This window comes from Pseudomonas serboccidentalis (assembly GCF_028830055.1).
GTDB lineage: Bacteria > Pseudomonadota > Gammaproteobacteria > Pseudomonadales > Pseudomonadaceae > Aquipseudomonas > Aquipseudomonas serboccidentalis.
The window spans coordinates 2240733-2258320 of sequence record NZ_CP101655.1; the positions used below are offsets into that span (position 1 = coordinate 2240733).

19 protein-coding genes are annotated in these 17588 nt (G+C 60.5%); 16 read left to right on the forward strand and 3 right to left on the reverse strand.

What is annotated here, in order from left to right:
* The first annotated feature begins 222 nt into the window (after positions 1 to 222).
* A complete protein-coding gene (prmB, locus tag NN484_RS10370; RefSeq protein WP_097087565.1) occupies positions 223 to 1131 on the forward strand; it encodes a 50S ribosomal protein L3 N(5)-glutamine methyltransferase in 909 nt (302 codons plus the stop codon).
* 93 nt (positions 1132 to 1224) lie between these two features.
* On the opposite strand, the gene NN484_RS10375 is transcribed toward prmB, so the two are convergent.
* A complete protein-coding gene (locus NN484_RS10375) occupies positions 1225 to 2016 on the reverse strand; it encodes a hypothetical protein (RefSeq protein WP_127651695.1) in 792 nt (263 codons plus the stop codon).
* A 99-nt stretch (positions 2017 to 2115) separates the two neighbouring features.
* Positions 2116 to 3069, reverse strand: coding sequence for an alpha/beta hydrolase (locus tag NN484_RS10380; protein WP_274659049.1), 954 nt, complete (start codon positions 3067 to 3069; stop codon positions 2116 to 2118).
* 130 nt (positions 3070 to 3199) lie between these two features.
* Here NN484_RS10380 and aroC point away from each other — a divergent pair, with 130 nt between their 5' ends.
* The 5 genes from aroC (at position 3200) to mtnC (ending at position 7420) form a co-directional block, all read left to right on the forward strand.
* Positions 3200 to 4291 carry a chorismate synthase gene (gene aroC, locus NN484_RS10385; protein ID WP_003223202.1) on the forward strand — a complete coding sequence of 364 codons (1092 nt, stop codon included), beginning with the start codon at positions 3200 to 3202 and terminating at the stop codon, positions 4289 to 4291.
* A gap of 34 nt (positions 4292 to 4325) precedes the next feature.
* On the forward strand, positions 4326 to 5471 hold the full coding sequence (locus tag NN484_RS10390; RefSeq protein ID WP_274659050.1) for an MFS transporter: 1146 nt from the start codon (positions 4326 to 4328) through the stop codon (positions 5469 to 5471).
* Entirely contained in the window at positions 5468 to 6094 is a 627-nt protein-coding gene (locus NN484_RS10395; protein WP_215502903.1) for a methylthioribulose 1-phosphate dehydratase, read from the forward strand. Before NN484_RS10390 ends, NN484_RS10395 begins: the two co-directional genes overlap by 4 nt.
* A gap of 92 nt (positions 6095 to 6186) precedes the next feature.
* Positions 6187 to 6732 (forward strand): 1,2-dihydroxy-3-keto-5-methylthiopentene dioxygenase, encoded by a 546-nt coding sequence (locus NN484_RS10400; RefSeq protein WP_127651691.1) that lies wholly within the window; start codon positions 6187 to 6189, stop codon positions 6730 to 6732.
* Between the two features lie 4 nt (positions 6733 to 6736).
* Positions 6737 to 7420, forward strand: a complete 684-nt coding sequence (gene mtnC, locus NN484_RS10405; protein WP_274659051.1) for an acireductone synthase — start codon at positions 6737 to 6739, stop codon at positions 7418 to 7420.
* 180 nt (positions 7421 to 7600) lie between these two features.
* On the opposite strand, the gene NN484_RS10410 is transcribed toward mtnC, so the two are convergent.
* Positions 7601 to 7879 (reverse strand): DUF3509 domain-containing protein, encoded by a 279-nt coding sequence (locus NN484_RS10410; RefSeq protein WP_027613327.1) that lies wholly within the window; start codon positions 7877 to 7879, stop codon positions 7601 to 7603.
* A 380-nt stretch (positions 7880 to 8259) separates the two neighbouring features.
* Here NN484_RS10410 and NN484_RS10415 point away from each other — a divergent pair, with 380 nt between their 5' ends.
* The 10 genes from NN484_RS10415 to NN484_RS10460 all read left to right on the forward strand — a co-directional run bounded on the left by NN484_RS10415 (position 8260) and on the right by NN484_RS10460 (position 17468).
* Entirely contained in the window at positions 8260 to 10098 is a 1839-nt protein-coding gene (locus NN484_RS10415) for a long-chain-acyl-CoA synthetase (protein WP_274659052.1), read from the forward strand.
* Positions 10099 to 10194: 96 nt separating this feature from the next.
* The gene (locus NN484_RS10420) at positions 10195 to 10713 is read left to right on the forward strand and encodes an ankyrin repeat domain-containing protein (RefSeq protein WP_127651688.1); all 519 of its coding nucleotides are present in this window, start codon (positions 10195 to 10197) and stop codon (positions 10711 to 10713) included.
* Between the two features lie 163 nt (positions 10714 to 10876).
* Positions 10877 to 11407, forward strand: coding sequence for a hypothetical protein (locus NN484_RS10425; protein ID WP_274659053.1), 531 nt, complete (start codon positions 10877 to 10879; stop codon positions 11405 to 11407).
* A gap of 71 nt (positions 11408 to 11478) precedes the next feature.
* On the forward strand, positions 11479 to 11670 hold the full coding sequence (locus NN484_RS10430; protein ID WP_003223221.1) for a PLDc N-terminal domain-containing protein: 192 nt from the start codon (positions 11479 to 11481) through the stop codon (positions 11668 to 11670).
* A gap of 210 nt (positions 11671 to 11880) precedes the next feature.
* Positions 11881 to 12756 carry a polyamine aminopropyltransferase gene (gene speE, locus NN484_RS10435; RefSeq protein WP_041068886.1) on the forward strand — a complete coding sequence of 292 codons (876 nt, stop codon included), beginning with the start codon at positions 11881 to 11883 and terminating at the stop codon, positions 12754 to 12756.
* A gap of 212 nt (positions 12757 to 12968) precedes the next feature.
* On the forward strand, positions 12969 to 13202 hold the full coding sequence (locus NN484_RS10440) for a hypothetical protein (RefSeq protein ID WP_127651687.1): 234 nt from the start codon (positions 12969 to 12971) through the stop codon (positions 13200 to 13202).
* Between the two features lie 212 nt (positions 13203 to 13414).
* Positions 13415 to 13762 carry a ribonuclease E inhibitor RraB gene (locus tag NN484_RS10445; RefSeq protein ID WP_274659054.1) on the forward strand — a complete coding sequence of 116 codons (348 nt, stop codon included), beginning with the start codon at positions 13415 to 13417 and terminating at the stop codon, positions 13760 to 13762.
* Positions 13763 to 14295: 533 nt separating this feature from the next.
* Positions 14296 to 15705 carry a circularly permuted type 2 ATP-grasp protein gene (locus NN484_RS10450; protein ID WP_127651686.1) on the forward strand — a complete coding sequence of 470 codons (1410 nt, stop codon included), beginning with the start codon at positions 14296 to 14298 and terminating at the stop codon, positions 15703 to 15705.
* A gap of 12 nt (positions 15706 to 15717) precedes the next feature.
* Positions 15718 to 16668, forward strand: a complete 951-nt coding sequence (locus tag NN484_RS10455; protein WP_007960702.1) for an alpha-E domain-containing protein — start codon at positions 15718 to 15720, stop codon at positions 16666 to 16668.
* Complete coding sequence (locus NN484_RS10460) at positions 16665 to 17468, forward strand: transglutaminase family protein (RefSeq protein ID WP_025113341.1); 804 nt, start codon at positions 16665 to 16667, stop codon at positions 17466 to 17468. Before NN484_RS10455 ends, NN484_RS10460 begins: the two co-directional genes overlap by 4 nt.
* Positions 17469 to 17588 lie beyond the last annotated feature (120 nt).

The window sequence follows — 17588 nt, forward strand, 5'->3', positions numbered from 1 at the left end:
TGGGGCTTTTGCGGCATTGTCCTCTGGCTGAGCGGTTCTGTGAACCGCTACCATCGCAAGCGCCGTCGTTACTGGCCTGCAGCCTTGTCAAGTTACACGTTCCGTTCAATAGCTGATGCAAAAATCAGAAAAGTCCTACTGTCGCCCCCGTATGTTTCCCGCGTCGTCGTGACGCGTTTTGGCTGCTAGAATCGCCAGTCGTTTTTTCTGGAGTTCTGCCCCGTGATCACTTCCCGACTTCGTACCCTGCGCGACCACATCCGTTGGGCCGTCAGCCGCTTCCATGGGGAGGATCTGTTTTTCGGCCATGGCACCGACAACGCCTGGGACGAAGCCCGGCAGTTGGTGCTCGGTGCGTTGCACCTGCCATGGGAAATCGCCGACAGCTACCTCGATTGCGCGCTGGAGGATGACGAACTGGTCAACCTGCAGCGTCTGCTCAAGCGCCGCATCGAAGAGCGCATCCCGACCGCTTACCTGCTGGGTGAGGCGTGGTTCTGCGGCATGTCGTTCATCGTCGATGAGCGCGTGCTGATCCCGCGTTCACCGATTGGCGAGCTGATCGAAAACCGCTTCGCACCGTGGATCGGCGACGAGCCTGCACGCATTCTCGACCTGTGCACCGGCTCCGGCTGCATCGGTATCGCCTGCGCCTACGAGTTCCAGAACGCTGAAGTGGTGCTGGCGGACCTGTCGTTCGAAGCGCTGGAAGTCGCCAATCAGAACATTGAGCGCCACGGCGTCGATGAGCGCGTGTATACCGTGCAGGGCGATGGTTTCGATGGGCTGCCGGGGCAGCGTTTTGACTTGATCGTGTCGAACCCGCCGTATGTCGACGCAGAGGATTTCGCCGACATGCCGGACGAATACCAGCATGAACCGGAGCTGGGCCTGGCCTGCGGTGATGACGGTCTGAACCTGGTACGACGGATGCTCGCCGAAGCGGCGGATCACCTGACCGAGAAGGGGTTGCTGATCGTTGAAGTGGGCAACAGCCAGGTGCATGTCGAAGCGCTGTACCCGGAAGTCGACTTCGCCTGGCTCGATTTCGAGCGCGGCGGGCATGGCGTGTTCATGCTGACAGCGGAGCAGTGCCGCGATCACCAGGCCCTGTTCGCCTCCCGCGTCTAAAGCCTAAAAGCAAAAGATCGCAGCCTTCGGCAGCTCCTACAGGGTGTACACCAATCCCAATGTAGGAGCTGCCGAAGGCTGCGATCTTTTGATCTACCGGTGCGTAGCAATCCAGATCAACAACCCCGCCTGAAACACCGCAAACGCCACCAGACAGGTAATGGTGAAGCGCAAACCGGCGTCTTCACGCTTGAACTTGCTGACTTTCTCTTCCTGCTTCTTCAGCTTCACTTCCTGCTCGGCCAGGTTCTGCTCGGCCTGTTGCAGCATCTGCGCCGCTTCGAGAATCTCGACGATCTGCAGCTTCTCGCTGTTCCAGTCGCCCAGCAAGTCACCGACCTGCACCTCTTTGACGCTGCCCTTCAAATGCTGGGCGTCGGCATACACCACGTCGAAACCATGTACGCGCAAGAAGTGATCGCGACGCAGGCGGGTGTCTTCGTTCAGCGCGTCCTTGTTGTTCAAGTCCATGCCGTCGATGGTGTAGGTCGGCCAGCGCTTTTTCGCCCAGTTGATGCCTTGCGCAGCCATGAAGCGGCCGATGCCGCGGTTCAGCGGTTCGATCTGCAAGCCGCTGTCGGGGCCGAAATGCACGCGCTTGGTGGTGTGATTGACCCACACGTCGAGCTGGTTCTGCTCTTTGCGTACGCGCTGGGCGGGGAGTTTGATCGCCATGCGCATCAGGCTGTGTTCTTTGCTGTTGCGCTCGGCATAGCCGAATTCGACAAAGCGCAACGGCCGGCCACCGGTGTGACGGTCAGTCTGCAGCGGGGCCAGGCGGAGCATCTTGTGGTGCTCGACGCTGACGTCCGCCCATGGCAGCTCGACCGCTGGCGGTGCGTCTTTTTCAGCGGTGGTGTCGGGTGAAGTCTGGGTATCAGTCATAGCGGCGAGATCCTGTCCAAGCTCTGCTTGTCGCCAGCCAGTACGCTGGCGACAAAGGCTTATCGGCCGTTTCTGACAAGACTAGAGGGCAAACTACGGTTAACGGGTGCGAAGTCCGTCAATAAACTCGATGAGTTTGCCGCCCAGTTCCGCTGCCAGTGGCAAATTCGGGTCCTTGTAGGAGGCCAATTGCCGCTTCACATCGGCGGGGACGATGCGCATCACGTGGTTCATGCCCTCGATCACCACCAGTTCGGCGTCGGGCTTGGCGGCTTTCAGCGCCCGCGCATCGCCAACGTCGACTTGCATGTCGTTGCTGCCCTGAACGATCAGCGCCGGCATCTTCAGTTGCGCAAAGGCCTTGGCCGGCTCCTGGCGGAACAGCGAAATCAGGTACGGCTGCACACTTGGCCGGAAAATCGGCTGCAGCGGCGCCGGCACGTTGGCATCGGTGTGGCCGGCCTTGAGGCTGTCGAGCAGTTCGTTGCTGCGCAGCATCAACGGCGGCGGCAGACTGCGCGCCAGTTGTTCGCGAATCACTTGATCGACCGGCCGGGCGCTGCCGGACAGGGAAATCAGCGCCGCGGCGTCGGCGCGCGGGGCGGCGAGGGTGGCGATGAGGGCGCCTTCACTGTGACCGAGCAGAATCAACGGACCGAACCGTGGATCGCTTTTCAGCTTCTGGCTCCAGGCCACGGCATCGTTGACGTAGGCCTCCACCGACAGATTGCGCTCGTCGGGTGTGGCCGCAAAGCTCGCGGCCACACCGCGCTTGTCGTAACGCACGCTGGCGATGTTGTGTTTGGCCAGCACCCAGGCCAGCCGCTTGAGGCTGTCATTGCGCCCGCCATCGGGGTTATTTCCGTCACGATCCGTAGGACCGGAGCCTGCAAGGATCAGGACAACCGGCACCGGGTTGTCGGATTTTGGCAACAACAGGGAGCCGAAAAGTTCACCGTTGCCGGTGTCCAGAGAGATCGGGCGCTGCAGGACAGTCGCGTGGGCAAAGCCGGTAAACAGGGTAAGACTCAAGATCAGAACTCGCAGCATCATCACGCCATCATTCGCCAAGGTGCCGGTTGGACTCACCAACACCACTAAGGTTCGAGGATGAACTAGTCGGTTAGCCTGCGTATACTGGCGCGCATCACGAATTTGGGTTTGATTCCACGGAGCGTCCTGCATGTCCGGCAATACCTACGGCAAGTTGTTCACTGTCACCACCGCTGGCGAAAGCCATGGTCCGGCGTTGGTCGCCATTGTCGACGGCTGCCCACCGGGCCTGGAGATCTCCCTCGAAGACCTGCAGCGCGACCTCGATCGCCGCAAGCCGGGCACCAGCCGCCACACCACCCAGCGGCAGGAAGCCGACGAAGTCGAAATCCTCTCCGGCGTGTTCGAAGGCCGCACCACTGGCTGCTCCATCGGCCTGTTGATCCGCAACACCGACCAGAAGTCCAAGGACTACTCGGCGATCAAGGACCTGTTCCGCCCGGCCCATGCCGATTACACCTACCACCACAAATACGGTGAGCGCGATTACCGTGGTGGCGGTCGCAGCTCGGCGCGGGAAACCGCGATGCGCGTGGCGGCCGGTGCGATCGCCAAGAAGTTTCTCGCGACCCAGGGCATCGTCATCCGTGGCTACATGAGCCAGCTCGGCCCGATCGAAATCCCGTTCAAGACCTGGGATTCGGTGGAAGAGAACGCCTTCTTCAGCCCGGATCCGGACAAGGTGCCGGAGCTGGAAGCCTACATGGACCAGTTGCGCCGCGATCAGGACTCGGTCGGGGCGAAGATCACCGTGGTCGCCGAAGGCGTGATGCCGGGTCTTGGCGAACCGATTTTCGACCGTCTCGACGCCGAACTGGCGCACGCGCTGATGAGCATCAACGCGGTCAAAGGTGTGGAAATCGGCGCCGGTTTCGCCTGCGTCGCACAACGCGGCACCGAGCATCGCGATGAACTGACCCCGGAAGGTTTCCTCAGCAACAACGCCGGCGGCATTCTGGGTGGCATCTCCTCGGGTCAGCCGATCGTCGCGCATCTGGCGCTCAAGCCAACGTCGAGCATCACCACCCCGGGCCGTTCGATCGACATCCATGGCAACCCGGTGGACGTGATCACCAAGGGCCGTCATGACCCCTGCGTCGGCATCCGCGCCACGCCGATTGCCGAAGCGATGATGGCCATCGTGCTGATGGACCACCTGCTGCGTCACCGTGGGCAGAACGCCGACGTGCGTGTCAGCACCCCGGTGCTGGGTCAGCTTTGATGGGTGATCTCAAGGCCGCTGCGGCATAACCCCCGTGGCGGCGCTCCCGTACTGGCGGCTGTCCAGTTTCTATCTGTTCTATTTCGCCTTGCTCGGTTCGACAGCGCCGTTTCTGGCGCTGTACTTCGATCACCTCGGGTTCAGCGCTGCGCGCATCGGCGAACTGGTGGCGATCCCGATGCTGATGCGCTGCGTGGCGCCGAACATCTGGGGCTGGCTCGGCGACTACACCGGCAAACGGCTGGCCATCGTGCGCTTCGGCGCGGTGTGCACGCTGCTGACGTTCTCGCTGATTTTTGTCAGCAAGACCTACGCCTGGCTGGCGATGGTCATGGCGTTGCATGCGTTCTTCTGGCACGCGGTGCTGCCGCAGTTCGAAGTCATCACCCTCGCGCACTTGCAGGGACAAACCTCACGCTACAGCCAGATTCGTCTGTGGGGCTCGATCGGTTTCATCATCACCGTGGTCGCGCTGGGGCGCTTGTTCGAATGGCTGAGCCTCGACATCTACCCGGCAGCGCTGGTGCTGATCATGGCCGGTATCGTCCTCAGCAGTTTGTGGGTGCCGAATGCGCAACCGCCTCAAGGTAACCGGCCTGGCGGGGAGGGCTTTCTCAAGCAGTTGCGCAGCCCCGGTGTGCTGGCGTTCTACGGCTGCGTCGCGCTGATGCAGATGAGCCACGGCCCGTATTACACGTTTTTGACCTTGCACCTTGAACGACTCGGTTACAGCCGGGGCGTGATCGGCATGCTCTGGGCCGTGGGCGTGGTCGCCGAAGTACTGATGTTCATGTTCATGAGCCGGATTCTCGCGCGGTTTTCGTTGCGTCGGGTCCTGATGGCGAGTTTTCTGCTGGCGGCGCTGCGCTGGTTGCTGCTAGGTTCGTTCGCCGAATTCCTGTGGGTGCTGTTGTTCGCCCAAGTGCTGCATGCGGCGACCTTCGGCAGCTTTCATGCCGCTGCCATCGCGTTCGTGCAACGTAGCTTCGGTGCGCGCCAGCAAGGCCAGGGCCAGGCGCTGTATGCAGCGCTGGCCGGCACTGGCGGTGCGTTGGGCGCGTTGTATTCCGGTTACAGCTGGAATGCCCTCGGCGCGACATTGACCTTTAGTATTGCCAGTCTCGCGGCGCTCGCTGCTGCCGTTATCATTGCCACACGTATGCAAGAGGACAGGCCATGAGCCTTACGCGTGAACAGCTCGCCCAGCAGATCGTCGACGCCGGGCGTTTTCTTTATGGTCGCGGCTGGTCGCCGGCCACCAGCAGCAATTATTCGACGCGCCTGTCGGCCAGCGAAGCGCTGCTGACCGTGTCCGGCAAGCACAAGGGCCAGTTGGGTCTGGACGACGTGCTCGCCACCGACTTGTCCGGCAACAGCCTGGAACCGGGCAAAAAGCCGTCCGCCGAAACCCTGCTGCACACCCAGCTCTACAGCTGGCGCGCGGAGATCGGCGCGGTGCTGCACACCCATTCGGTGAACGCCACGGTGCTGTCGCGCCTGACGCCGGAAGACTTCATCGAGTTCGAAGACTACGAACTGCAAAAAGCCTTCAGTGGCATCTCCACTCACGAATCCCGGGTGCGCGTGCCGATTTTCGACAACGATCAGGACATTGCGCGCCTCGCTGCCAAGGTGCAGCCTTGGCTCGACGCCCATCCCGATTGCGTCGGTTATCTGATTCGCGGCCACGGCCTCTACACCTGGGGGGCGCAGATGAGCGACGCCCTGCGGCAGATCGAGGCCTTCGAATTCCTGTTTGAATGCGAGTTGAAAACCCGCAGCGTCATGAACCGCCAAGGCTGACTTCACCAGAAGCAGCCCATTTGCCTGATGAAATGCACTGCCCGACCGGTCAGCAAGAACCGGACGGCAAGGCCGATACCGAGGAATTGCCCATGAGCAGCCTGTCCGTCTATCACGTTTCCAGCCCTGACCTTCCGAACAAGGTGCTGACCCATTTCGAAGACATCGCCTCGACACTCGCCGAGCAAGGCGTGCGCTTCGACCGCTGGCAAGCCGCGGCGAAGATCCAGCCCGGTGCCACCCAGGAAGAAGTGATCAGCGCCTATCAGCAGCAGATCGACAAGCTGATGACCGAACGTGGCTACATCACCGTCGATGTGATCAGCCTCAACAGCGATCACCCGCAAAAAGCCGAGCTGCGCGCCAAGTTCCTCGAAGAACACCGCCATGGCGAAGACGAAGTTCGCTTCTTCGTCGCCGGGCGTGGCCTGTTCACCTTGCACATCGACGATTATGTCTACGCGGTGCTGTGTGAGAAGAACGACCTGATCTCGGTACCGGCTGGCACCAAACACTGGTTCGACATGGGCGAGAACCCGCACTTCGTGGCGATTCGCCTGTTCAACAACCCGCAAGGCTGGGTCGCCAACTTCACCGGTGAAGACATCGCCGGGCGCTTCCCGCGTCTGGAGGACTGAGCCGATGTCGATCAAAGTCATCCTCACCGACATCGAAGGCACCACCAGCGCGGTGAGTTTCGTGTTCGACGTGCTGTTCCCATATGCCGCCAAACACCTGCCGGAGTTTGTGCGCCAGAACGCCGAGCGCGCCGATGTGGCCGAGCAGATCGCCGCCGTGCGCCGCGACAGCAACGAGCCGCAGGCTGACGTTGAACGGGTTGTTGAAATTCTTCTGAGCTGGATCGCCGAAGACCGCAAGGCCACGCCGCTCAAAGCACTGCAAGGCATGGTCTGGGAGCAGGGCTATCAGGCCGGGCAGTTGAAGGGGCATGTTTACCCGGACGCCGTTGAAGCGCTCAAGCGCTGGCATCAGGCCGGTTATCAACTGTTTGTGTATTCGTCGGGGTCGATCCAGGCGCAGAAGCTGATCTTCGGTTGTTCCGAGGCGGGGGACCTGACGCCGCTGTTCAGCGGTTATTTCGATACCACGTCGGGGCCTAAACGCGAAGAACAGTCCTATCGCAACATTCAGCAAGCGATTGGCGCCGAGCCGCAGGCCATTCTGTTTCTGTCCGACATCGTTCAGGAACTGGACGCCGCGCAGGCTGCCGGTTTGCAAACCTGCGGCCTGGCTCGCGACGGTGGCGAGCTGCAAGGGCATGTCACCGTCGACAGCTTTACCGGGATCGAACCGGAAGCCTTCTAAACACAAAAACTCCCTGTAGGAGCTGCGGAACGCTGCGATCTTTTGATCTTGATTTTGGTTTTAAAGATCAAGATCTCAAAAGATCGCAGCGTTCCGCAGCTCCTACATAAAAACCGCGTACAAAAAACAGGCCGGGCAGTGAAAGCTGCCAGGCCTGTTTTGTTTAAAGCTTCGAATCAGTTACAGCGAATGATACGTCGGCAGTGCAAAGCGCTGCTGGCTCTGCAGCATCGCAATTTGCGGCAGCTCGCTGGCTTCTTCCGCGAGGTCACGACGAATCGCGCTGATCGCCCACGACAGTTGGTCGGCGTTGTGCATTTGCTGGTACGTCAGGGCGCGCTTGAACACTTTGCCTTCGCTGCTGCGCAGGGTCAGCAGGATCCCGCCATCGGGACGTGGCGCAGTGGTGACGTTGAAGTTGGAGAACAGCGAGGTAAATTTTTCTTGGATCAGGCTCATGTCTATCAGCTCCTTATGCACTTGAATGGCAAGCATGCAGAGGAGGTTGCAGCGATTGTGCCAGCATTTCGAAAATTATAATTCGTTATAAATCAGTAGCTTATGATTCGTGAATTTTGCAAGGGTCGTGCAATCTGCATGAATGGCCATCGTGCATCCTGCATTTTGCGGGATCGTCGTCGACACGATGGAACCTATTCGCTGGGCCATGATCCCCGCTGTCGTCCCTGCGGCTGCGGATACAAAACATTGCAAAAACCGCGTGTACAGGCCGAGAAGCGCTGACGTATTTTCGGTCTCGACCTTTGCCCACAACGCAGGGTCATGCCCATAGCCCGAACAATAAAAAAACGGCCAGCAAGGTCGAACGGGGAGCCTTCATGAGTCACGCGCCAAGCGACACGATTACCTGGGGCATGATGCTCCGCAAGCTGCCGATGATCGCCAGGGCCCTCCCGCGAGTGGTCAAGGGCATGAAGGTGGCTAACGTCAAGGACCCGACCCAGGCCTGTGGTCTTGGCTGGACCTTCGAACAAGCGACCCTGCGCAATCCCGAAGGCATGGCGTTATTGCAGGGCGATGTCCTGTTGACCTATGCGCAGGCCAACCAGTGGGCCAATCGCATCGCCCACTATCTGAGCGAGCAGGGCATCGGCAAGGGTGACGTGGTTGCGGTGTTCATCGAAAACCGCCCGGAACTGCTGGTGACCATTCTGGCGCTGGCCAAGCTCGGCGCCGTCAGCGCGCTGCTCAATACCTCGCAGACCCGCGATACGCTGATTCACAGCGTGAACCTGGTGGCGCCAGTGGCGATCGTGCTTGGTGAGGAATTGCAGCCGGCGTTCGCCGCGATTCGCGAGCACGTGTCGATCGCCGCGCAGCGCACCTGGTTTATCGCCGACGGCGACACCTACAGCCACCCGGGCATTGCGCCCGAAGGCTACGTCAACCTGATCAGCGCCAGTGCCGATGCCTGCGCTGACAACCCGACCAGCAGCCGCGAAGTGTTCTTCGACGATCCGTGCTTTTACATCTACACCTCCGGCACCACCGGCCTGCCCAAGGCCGGCGTGTTCAAGCACGGCCGCTGGATGCGCAGCTCCGCCAGCTTCGGCATGATCGCCTTGAACATGCACCCCGACGACGTCGTCTATTGCACCTTGCCGCTGTACCACGCCACCGGCCTTTGCGTGTGCTGGGGCTCGGCGATCAACGGTGCCTCCGGGTTCGCGATCCGCCGCAAGTTCAGCGCCAGCCAGTTCTGGAACGACGTGCGCCGCTATCGCGCGACCACCATCGGTTACGTCGGCGAACTGTGCCGCTATCTGGTCGATCAACCGGCCAGCGCCGACGACAGTCGTCACGAGGTGCGCAAGATGATCGGCAACGGCTTGCGCCCCGGCGCCTGGGCCGAATTCAAGACCCGGTTTGCCGTCGAGCACATCTGTGAGTTGTACGCAGCGAGCGACGGCAACATCGGCTTCAGCAACATCCTCAACTTCGACAACACCATCGGTTTCTCGCTGATGGCCTGGGAACTGGTGGCGTACGACCACGACAGCGGTCAGCCGTTGCGCAGCGCCGACGGCTTCATGCGCAAGGTCGGCAAGGGCGAGCAGGGCTTGCTGCTGGCGCGGATCGACGAAAAAGCCCCGCTGGACGGCTACACCGACCCGCAGAAAACCGCCAAGGTGGTGCTGCACGACGTGTTCAGCAAGGGCGACCGCTTTTTCAACACCGGTGACCTGCTGCGCAATATCGGCTTTGGCCATGCGCAGTTCGTCGATCGCCTCGGCGACACCTACCGCTGGAAGGGTGAAAATGTCTCGACCACTGAAGTGGAGAACCTGTTATTGCAGCATCCGCACATCTCCGAGGCAGTGGCCTACGGTGTGGAAGTGCGCAACACCAACGGCCGCGCAGGAATGGCCGCGATTACCCCGGCCGAGTCCCTGGCGACCCTGGATTTCGCCGAACTGCTGGCATTTGCCCGTCAGCGCATGCCGGCCTATGCGGTGCCGCTCTTTCTGCGGGTGAAGGTGAAGATGGAGACCACCGGCACTTTCAAATACCAGAAGACCCGCTTGAAAAACGAAGGCTTCGACCCCGCTCAGACGGGCGATGACCCGATCTATGCGTGGCTGCCCGGCACGCAGACTTACGTGCAGGTGACGGACGACGTGTTGGCCGATATTCATCAGGGCAAGTACCGCTATTGATATTGGCTATGGCATGACTTGAGAAAAAGGGGGTGACAGCTATCGTCGCGCTCGGGAAACTGTCGGCTTTGCGAATAACCGAAAGTGGAGTTGCCCATGTCTGACCAAAGCCGCCAGATGACCCCTGAAGAAGCTGCCGAATTCACCGAGCAGGTTTTCAACAAGGCTCGCGACGGTGATGCGCTGATGCTCGATCGGCTGATCAGCGCCGGTTTGCCGGTGAACCTGAAAAACAGCAAGGGCGACACGCTGCTGATGCTCGCCAGTTACTACGGCCACGTCGACGCGGTGCAAGTGCTGCTCAAGCACAAGGCCGACCCGGAACTGCGTAACGGCAACGGCCAGAGCCCGATTGCCGGCGCGGCGTTCAAGGGCGATCTGGCCGTGGTCAAGGCGCTGGTGGAGGCGGGCGCCGAAATCGAAGGTTCGTCGTTCGATGGCCGCACTGCGCTGATGATGGCGGCGATGTTCAATCGGGTTGAAATCGTCGATTACCTGATCGGCAAAGGCGCCGATCCGAAAGCCAAGGATGCCAACGGCATCACCGCGCTGGATGCGGCCCGGACCATGGGCGCGGTCGACACCACGGCGCAACTGGAAAAACTGCTGGCCTGATAAAGTCAAAAGATCGCAGCCTGCGGCAGCTCCTACATGAATGCGTTCGCCATCCATTTGGTGAACGAACGCTAAACCTGTAGGAGCTGCCGCAGGCTGCGATCTTTTGCTTTGTGCGCTATCCTCCGCGCCCTCATATTTACCTTCCACAGGATCCGCTCTCATGAAAGCCGCACTCGTCGAACTCATCAGCAAAATCAGCTCCGGCTGCATGGGCGAGGACGAGATCCTGAACGTGGCCGATGAAGCCGCACAGGCCTACGCCGATGCCGAGGCTTTCCTGGCGGCCAACCCCGATATCAACTACGACGACACCTTCCCGATTCCGCTGGGCGAGTGGGTCGTGGTCGGCAGCCTGCCGGAGACCGTGCTGTTCCAGGCCGACACCTACGTTGACCTGTTCGCGCAGATCGTCGCGTCGTTCGGCCCGGGCGTCGATTTCAACCTCAAGCCAAAACAACTGGCCAAGACCGAAGCGCTGACCGCACTCAACCGCATTCAGGTGCAGATGAGCAGCCTGAACAAGGAAAACGGCGGTTACACGCTGATGAACTTCAGCCAGTTGCTCGACGACGAGCTGCAAGTGGTGCTGGTGTACGGCAACGACGTGCCACGGGTGCAGGAACTGTGCGCCGAAGTCGGCATCGCTGCGGCGCCGTCGCTGGAAGCCCTGAAGGTTGCCGTTCACGTCTGAGCGCAATAAAAGGGAACCCTGCGCGCGACCGTCTATCCTAAAAGTGCATGCCACTATTCTGGAGTGACACCATGGGTTCCACGTTCAACGGTCTGATTGGCCTGATCATTCTTGCCCTCGACATCTGGGCCATCATCAACGTGCTGAAAAGCGGCGCAGAGACCGGGATGAAAATCCTCTGGGTCCTGCTGATCATCCTCCTGCCAGTGCTGGGCCTGATCATCTGGGCGATCGCCGGGCCACGGGGCAACGTGCGGATCTGAGCCTGAGAACAGCGCAATACCCTTTGCAGGAGTGAGCCTGCTCGCGATAGCTATTTCCCAGTCAACGAATCTGTGACTGAAAAACCGCTATCGCGAGCAGGCTCACTCCTACAGGGTTCGACCTGTCATCTTCGGCGACGTAGAATGCGCGCCTTTCCCGGGCAATCGTCCCCACGATCGACGCCCGCGCATTCATCGGAGCACTTGACCATGACCGTCACCAAGACCAGCGAATACCTGGAAACCCTTTACGAAGGCTACGGCCAGCGTTTTCGCATGGAAAAACTGCTGCACGAAGTGCGCACCGAGCACCAGCACCTGGTGATTTTCCAGAACCCGCGCATGGGCCGGGTGATGGCGCTGGACGGCGTGATCCAGACCACCGAAGCGGATGAGTTCATCTACCACGAAATGCTCACCCACGTGCCGATCCTCGCCCACGGCACCGCCAAGCGCGTGCTGATCATCGGCGGCGGCGACGGTGGTATGCTGCGCGAAGTGACCAAACACGCCAGCGTCGAGCACATCACCATGGTTGAGATCGATGGCACCGTGGTCGACATGTGCAAGGAATTCCTGCCGAACCACTCCAAGGGCGCCTACGACGATCCACGGCTGAACCTGGTGATCGACGACGGCATGCGTTTCGTCGCCACCACCACTGAAAAATTCGACGTGATCATCTCCGACTCCACCGACCCGATCGGCCCGGGCGAAGTGCTGTTCTCGGAAAACTTCTACCAGGCCTGCCATCGCTGCCTGAACGAGGGCGGCATCCTCGTGACCCAGAACGGCACGCCGTTCATGCAAATCGACGAAGTCAAAACCACCGCCGGTCGCTTGCGCAGCCTGTTCCCGGACTGGCACTTCTATCAAGCAGCCGTGCCGACCTACATCGGCGGTTCGATGACGTTCGCCTGGGGCTCGACCAACCCGGCCTACCGCAAGCTGAGCCGCGAAACCCTGCAGCAGCGCTTCATCGGCAGCGGCATCGTCACCCGCTACTACAACCCGGAAATCCACATCGGCGCGTTCGCGTTGCCACAGTACGTGCTGCAGGCGATCAACAAGCCAAGCAACGACTAAAAGCACTGCAAAACCTCTGTAGGAGCTGCCGCAAGCTGCGCTCTTTTGATCTTGTTTTTAAAAATCAAAGTCAAAAGATCGCAGCCTGCGGCAGTTCCTACGGTCGATGTCTTTTTTTCATGGTCGCCCGCTGCAATCCTTTTGAACGATCAATCTCGCCAAAAGTCGAGATAGTAGTAAGCCCATTTGCGGGTTTGTTCGAGGAGGCACCGATGCAAAAGTGGAAAGTCACTTTCGTGGACGATCATGGTGAAATTGTCGATGAGGTGTTCGAGCGCGCGGAATGCCCCAGTGATGACGAGGCCGCACGCCTGATCAAGGAACGGCTCCTGCCCGTCGCCGCCGAACTGGACATGAACGATCTGGAAGGTCGTACCGCCGATGCCGGGGTGAAAAGCCTGAAAACCCAGAACAGCATCGAAATCCGCAGCATCACTCCTATCTGAAATTCTTCTTGTCACCTGCTGTGCCAGGCCTTGGCAGCGCCTCTATCTTGGGGCTACTCTGCAAGTGAGATCAGCGAACCAATCGCTAAGGTCTGGTCTTGTCAGCTACATGCTTGTTTCCCGCCGGCAACCCGGTTGCCGATGTACTTTGGCCTGTAAGGCCCGGGGCGGGAATACGGAAAGTCTATCCATCTATCCGAGGGGGACGATTCATGAGCACAGCCTATCAAGAAGACATCAACAGCAATGTGCTGCGCCGCATGAAAGAAGGCGGTTTCGACTTTTCCCGATTCCATCCCATCGAGTTCTACGCCATTTTCCCGGACGAGGAGCGGGCGCGCAGGGCGGCAGGCAAATTTCGCGGTGAGTCCATCAATGCCCAGGTCAGTGCGCGCGACGATGGTGCCTGGTCGCTGGAATTGAGCAAAGTGATGTACGCAACCTATGACGACATTGGCGATTTCGAGCAGGGTTTCTCTGCCGTGGTCGAGCCGCTGGGCGGCATCATCGAAGGCTGGGGCGTGAAGCAGGAGGTGCGCAGTCGCTACCGTCTGAACTGATCTCTTGCATGAACGTAAGCAACGGCTGGCCTTTGGGTCGGCCGTTGTTGTTTTTGAAAATCAAAAGATCGCAGCCTTCGGCAGCTCCTACAACCCATCATCTGTAGGAGCTGCCGAAGGCTGCGATCTTTGGCTTTTGCTTTCAAAACGTTTCAAACAGGCAAAAAAAAGCCACCGGAGAGGGTGGCTAAAGGGAAGACCGATAAGGAGAGGAACCGGTCAGGGTTAAGGCTTTGCGGGCTGCGTTGGTAGTGCGGATCAGTGGGGCTGAAGACTTCTGCGTAGAGGTTCGTTCAGCGAATGCACGGATTATCCGTAGCTGACGCCGAGCAGTGAAATCAACTCTGACTATGCTGGTGATAGGCGACCGCACTGCGTCGCAATGAGGCGGGGGCGATCAGGTCGGGGCATTTGCCGCACAGGAATGGTGCGGTGTTGCTGACGTGAATATCCAACCGATTGAAATCAAAGCGTTTATGCCGATGGCACGGGCCTTGCGAAGGCCTGTAGGTCCGGGTGACAAGGAGTACGGCATGATCCGCACCTATTTTGATGAAATGTACGATGCCGGCGGCCAGGTCCGCCCGCATTACCGGGAGTTCGCCCGCTGGCTGGCCGATACGCCTGACGAGTTGCTGGCACAACGGCGACGCGAGGCCGATCTGCTGTTCCACCGGGCCGGGATCACCTTCACGCTCTATGGGGACGAGCAGGGCACCGAGCGCCTGATTCCTTTCGACACCATTCCGCGCAGCATTCCCGCCAGCGAGTGGCGGATCGTCGAGCGCGGCTGTATCCAGCGGGTCAAGGCGTTGAACATGTTCCTCGCCGACCTCTATCACGAGCAGCGCATCATCAAGGCCGGGATCATCCCCGCCGAACAGGTGCTGGCCAACGAGCAGTACCAGTTGGCGATGCAGGGTCTGGACCTGCACCGGGACATCTATTCGCACATCTCCGGCGTTGATCTGGTGCGCGATGGCGACGGCACTTACTACGTGCTCGAAGACAACCTGCGCACTCCCAGCGGCGTCAGCTACATGCTCGAAGACCGCAAAATGATGATGCGTCTGTTCCCCGAGCTGTTCGCCGCCCAGCGCATCGCGCCCATTGACCACTACCCCAACCTGTTGCTCGATACCCTGAAGAGCTCCAGCCCAATCGATAATCCGAGCGTGGTGGTGCTGACGCCCGGACGCTTCAACAGTGCGTTCTTCGAACACGCCTTTCTGGCGCGGGAAATGGGCGTCGAACTGGTGGAGGGCGCGGACCTGTTCGTGCGTGATGACAAGGTTTTCATGCGCACCACCGACGGGCCGAAAGCGGTGGACGTGATCTATCGGCGTCTCGACGACGCGTTCCTCGACCCGCTGGCGTTCCGCCCGGACTCGATGCTTGGCGTGCCGGGGCTGTTGTCGTCCTATCGCTCCGGCAACGTGGTGCTGGCCAATGCCATCGGCACCGGCGTGGCGGACGACAAATCGGTGTACCCGTTTGTCACCGAGATGATCCGTTTCTACCTCGACGAAGAACCGATCCTGAAAAACGTGCCGACCTGGCAGTGTCGCAACCCCTCGGAGCTTTCCCACGTGCTGGCCAATCTGCCGGATCTGGTGGTCAAGGAAACCCAGGGCTCCGGCGGTTACGGAATGCTCGTGGGGCCGGCGGCGACAACGGCGGAAATCGATGCGTTCCGCGAGCGAATCAAAGCCAAGCCCCACGCGTACATCGCACAGCCGACGCTGTCGTTGTCGACCTGTCCGACCTTTGTCGAAAACGGCATTGCGCCGCGCCATATCGACCTGCGCCCGTTCGTCTTGTCCGGGCGTGAAACCCGGGTTGTGCCCGGCGGTTTGACCCGTGTCGCCCTGCGTGAAGGCTCCCTGGTGGTGAATTCCTCCCAGGGTGGCGGAACCAAGGACACCTGGGTGGTCGAGGATTGAAGGAAGCTTGCCATGTTAAGTAGAACTGCCTCGGATCTGTACTGGATGTCGCGTTACCTGGAGCGAGCGGAAAACCTCGCGCGGATGCTCGATGTCAGCTATTCGCTGTCGCTGATGCCGCAGGACGGTCGCGGCGACGGTCTGCACGAACTGGCCATGCCGCTGTTGATCACCGGCACCCTCGACGATTACCTGGAGCGTCACGGCGAGCTGCACGCCGAACGCCTGCTGCACTTTTTCGCCCTCGATGCGGCCAACCCGGCGAGCATCTACAGCTGCCTCGGCGCGGCGCGGGCGAGTGCGCATGCGGTGCGCGGGCGGATCACCGCGGACATGTGGGAAAACATCAACGCCACCTGGCTGGAGATTCGCGGGATCGCCGAGCAGGGCCTCAGTCGTTACGGCATGAGCCGTTTCTGCGAGTGGATCAAGGAGCGTTCGCACCTGTTCCGGGGCGCGTCCTACGGCACGATCATGCGTAACGATGCGTTCCGCTTCATTCGCCTCGGCACCTTCATCGAGCGCGCGGACAACACGCTACGACTGCTCGATGCGCGCTACGAAATGGCCGGCGATCAGGCCGAAGCCGTCAGTGACGGCACCGCCCACGCCTATTACCAGTGGAGTGCGTTGCTGCGGGCCCTGTCGTCGTTCGAGGCCTACACCGAGATCTACCGCGACGCCCCCGGTGCCCGGCATGTCGCCGAACTGCTGCTGTTGCGCGCCGATGTGCCGCGCTCGCTGCGCGCCTGCACCGAAGAAATCGACCAGATCCTCGCGCAACTGCCAGGGGCCAACGGTCGTCCGGCACAGCGCCTGGCCGCCGAAATGGACGCGCGCCTGCGCTACACCGGCATCAACGAAATCCTCGCCGAAGGCCTGCACGCCTGGCTCACCGAATTCATCCCGCTGGTGCGCCAGTTGGGCAATGCCATTCACAGTTCATACCTGGAGGCTGCATGAGACTTTCCATTAGCCACGAGACCACCTATCACTATGAAGATCAGGTGCGGGCGAGCATCCAGTATCTGCGACTGACCCCGCACGACAGCGAGCGTCAGCACGTGTTGAGCTGGCAGCTCGACTTGCCGCGCCCGGTGCGCGCCCAGCTCGATCCGTTCGGCAACATCCTGCATGTGCTGACCATGGACGAGCCGCACGAAGCGATCATCATTGGCGCCCGGGGCCAGGTCGATATCGACGAATTGCGCGAGGCCGAGCATGAAAGTCAGTCGGCGCTGCCGTTCCTGCGTTTTACTCGCCTGACCGAGGCCGACGAAGCGTTGCGGGCGTTTGCCGACAAATCCTGCAAGCAGCGACGTGATCGCACCGCGCTGATCGACTTGATGCACGGCTTGAACCAGCACATGACCTACACCCCGGGTTCCACCGAAGTCGACACCAGTGCGGCCGAAGCCTTCGCCGGGCGCGCCGGGGTTTGCCAGGACCACACCCATGCCTTTCTGGCGTGCGCGCGCAGTCTGGGGATCCCTTCACGCTATGTCTCGGGTTATCTGTACAGCGAGGATTGCGAGCACCTGGCCAGCCATGCCTGGGCCGAAGCGTGGCTGGATGACGCCTGGTACAGCTTCGACGTGACCAACGAACTGGCCCGGCCCGAACGCCATCTGAAACTGGCGGTGGGCCTGGATTACCTGGATGCCTGCCCGGTACGCGGCATGCGCCGGGGCGGGGGGAGCGAGCAGATGCATGCGAAGGTGTTTGTCTCGCCAACGCCGGTCATCTCCGTGCAACAGCAGTAAACACCATCCCCCTGTAGGAGCTGCGGCACGCTGCGATCTTTTGATTCTGTTTTTTACAATCAAGGTCAAAAGATCGCAGCGTTCCGCAGCTCCTACAGGAAGTGGTGTTGCAAAGAGTTT

Coding starts and splice junctions, on each gene's coding strand:
- NN484_RS10430 (WP_003223221.1), top strand. CDS start 11,479: ATGGGTTCCACGTTCAACGGTCTGATTGGCCTGATCATTCTTGCCCTC.
- speE (WP_041068886.1), top strand. CDS start 11,881: ATGACCGTCACCAAGACCAGCGAATACCTGGAAACCCTTTACGAAGGC.
- NN484_RS10420 (WP_127651688.1), top strand. CDS start 10,195: ATGTCTGACCAAAGCCGCCAGATGACCCCTGAAGAAGCTGCCGAATTC.
- NN484_RS10460 (WP_025113341.1), top strand. CDS start 16,665: ATGAGACTTTCCATTAGCCACGAGACCACCTATCACTATGAAGATCAG.
- NN484_RS10375 (WP_127651695.1), bottom strand. CDS start 2,016: ATGACTGATACCCAGACTTCACCCGACACCACCGCTGAAAAAGACGCA.
- NN484_RS10380 (WP_274659049.1), bottom strand. CDS start 3,069: ATGATGCTGCGAGTTCTGATCTTGAGTCTTACCCTGTTTACCGGCTTT.
- aroC (WP_003223202.1), top strand. CDS start 3,200: ATGTCCGGCAATACCTACGGCAAGTTGTTCACTGTCACCACCGCTGGC.
- NN484_RS10395 (WP_215502903.1), top strand. CDS start 5,468: ATGAGCCTTACGCGTGAACAGCTCGCCCAGCAGATCGTCGACGCCGGG.
- mtnC (WP_274659051.1), top strand. CDS start 6,737: ATGTCGATCAAAGTCATCCTCACCGACATCGAAGGCACCACCAGCGCG.
- NN484_RS10410 (WP_027613327.1), bottom strand. CDS start 7,879: ATGAGCCTGATCCAAGAAAAATTTACCTCGCTGTTCTCCAACTTCAAC.
- NN484_RS10445 (WP_274659054.1), top strand. CDS start 13,415: ATGAGCACAGCCTATCAAGAAGACATCAACAGCAATGTGCTGCGCCGC.
- NN484_RS10400 (WP_127651691.1), top strand. CDS start 6,187: ATGAGCAGCCTGTCCGTCTATCACGTTTCCAGCCCTGACCTTCCGAAC.
- NN484_RS10425 (WP_274659053.1), top strand. CDS start 10,877: ATGAAAGCCGCACTCGTCGAACTCATCAGCAAAATCAGCTCCGGCTGC.
- NN484_RS10455 (WP_007960702.1), top strand. CDS start 15,718: ATGTTAAGTAGAACTGCCTCGGATCTGTACTGGATGTCGCGTTACCTG.
- NN484_RS10415 (WP_274659052.1), top strand. CDS start 8,260: ATGAGTCACGCGCCAAGCGACACGATTACCTGGGGCATGATGCTCCGC.
- NN484_RS10450 (WP_127651686.1), top strand. CDS start 14,296: ATGATCCGCACCTATTTTGATGAAATGTACGATGCCGGCGGCCAGGTC.
- NN484_RS10440 (WP_127651687.1), top strand. CDS start 12,969: ATGCAAAAGTGGAAAGTCACTTTCGTGGACGATCATGGTGAAATTGTC.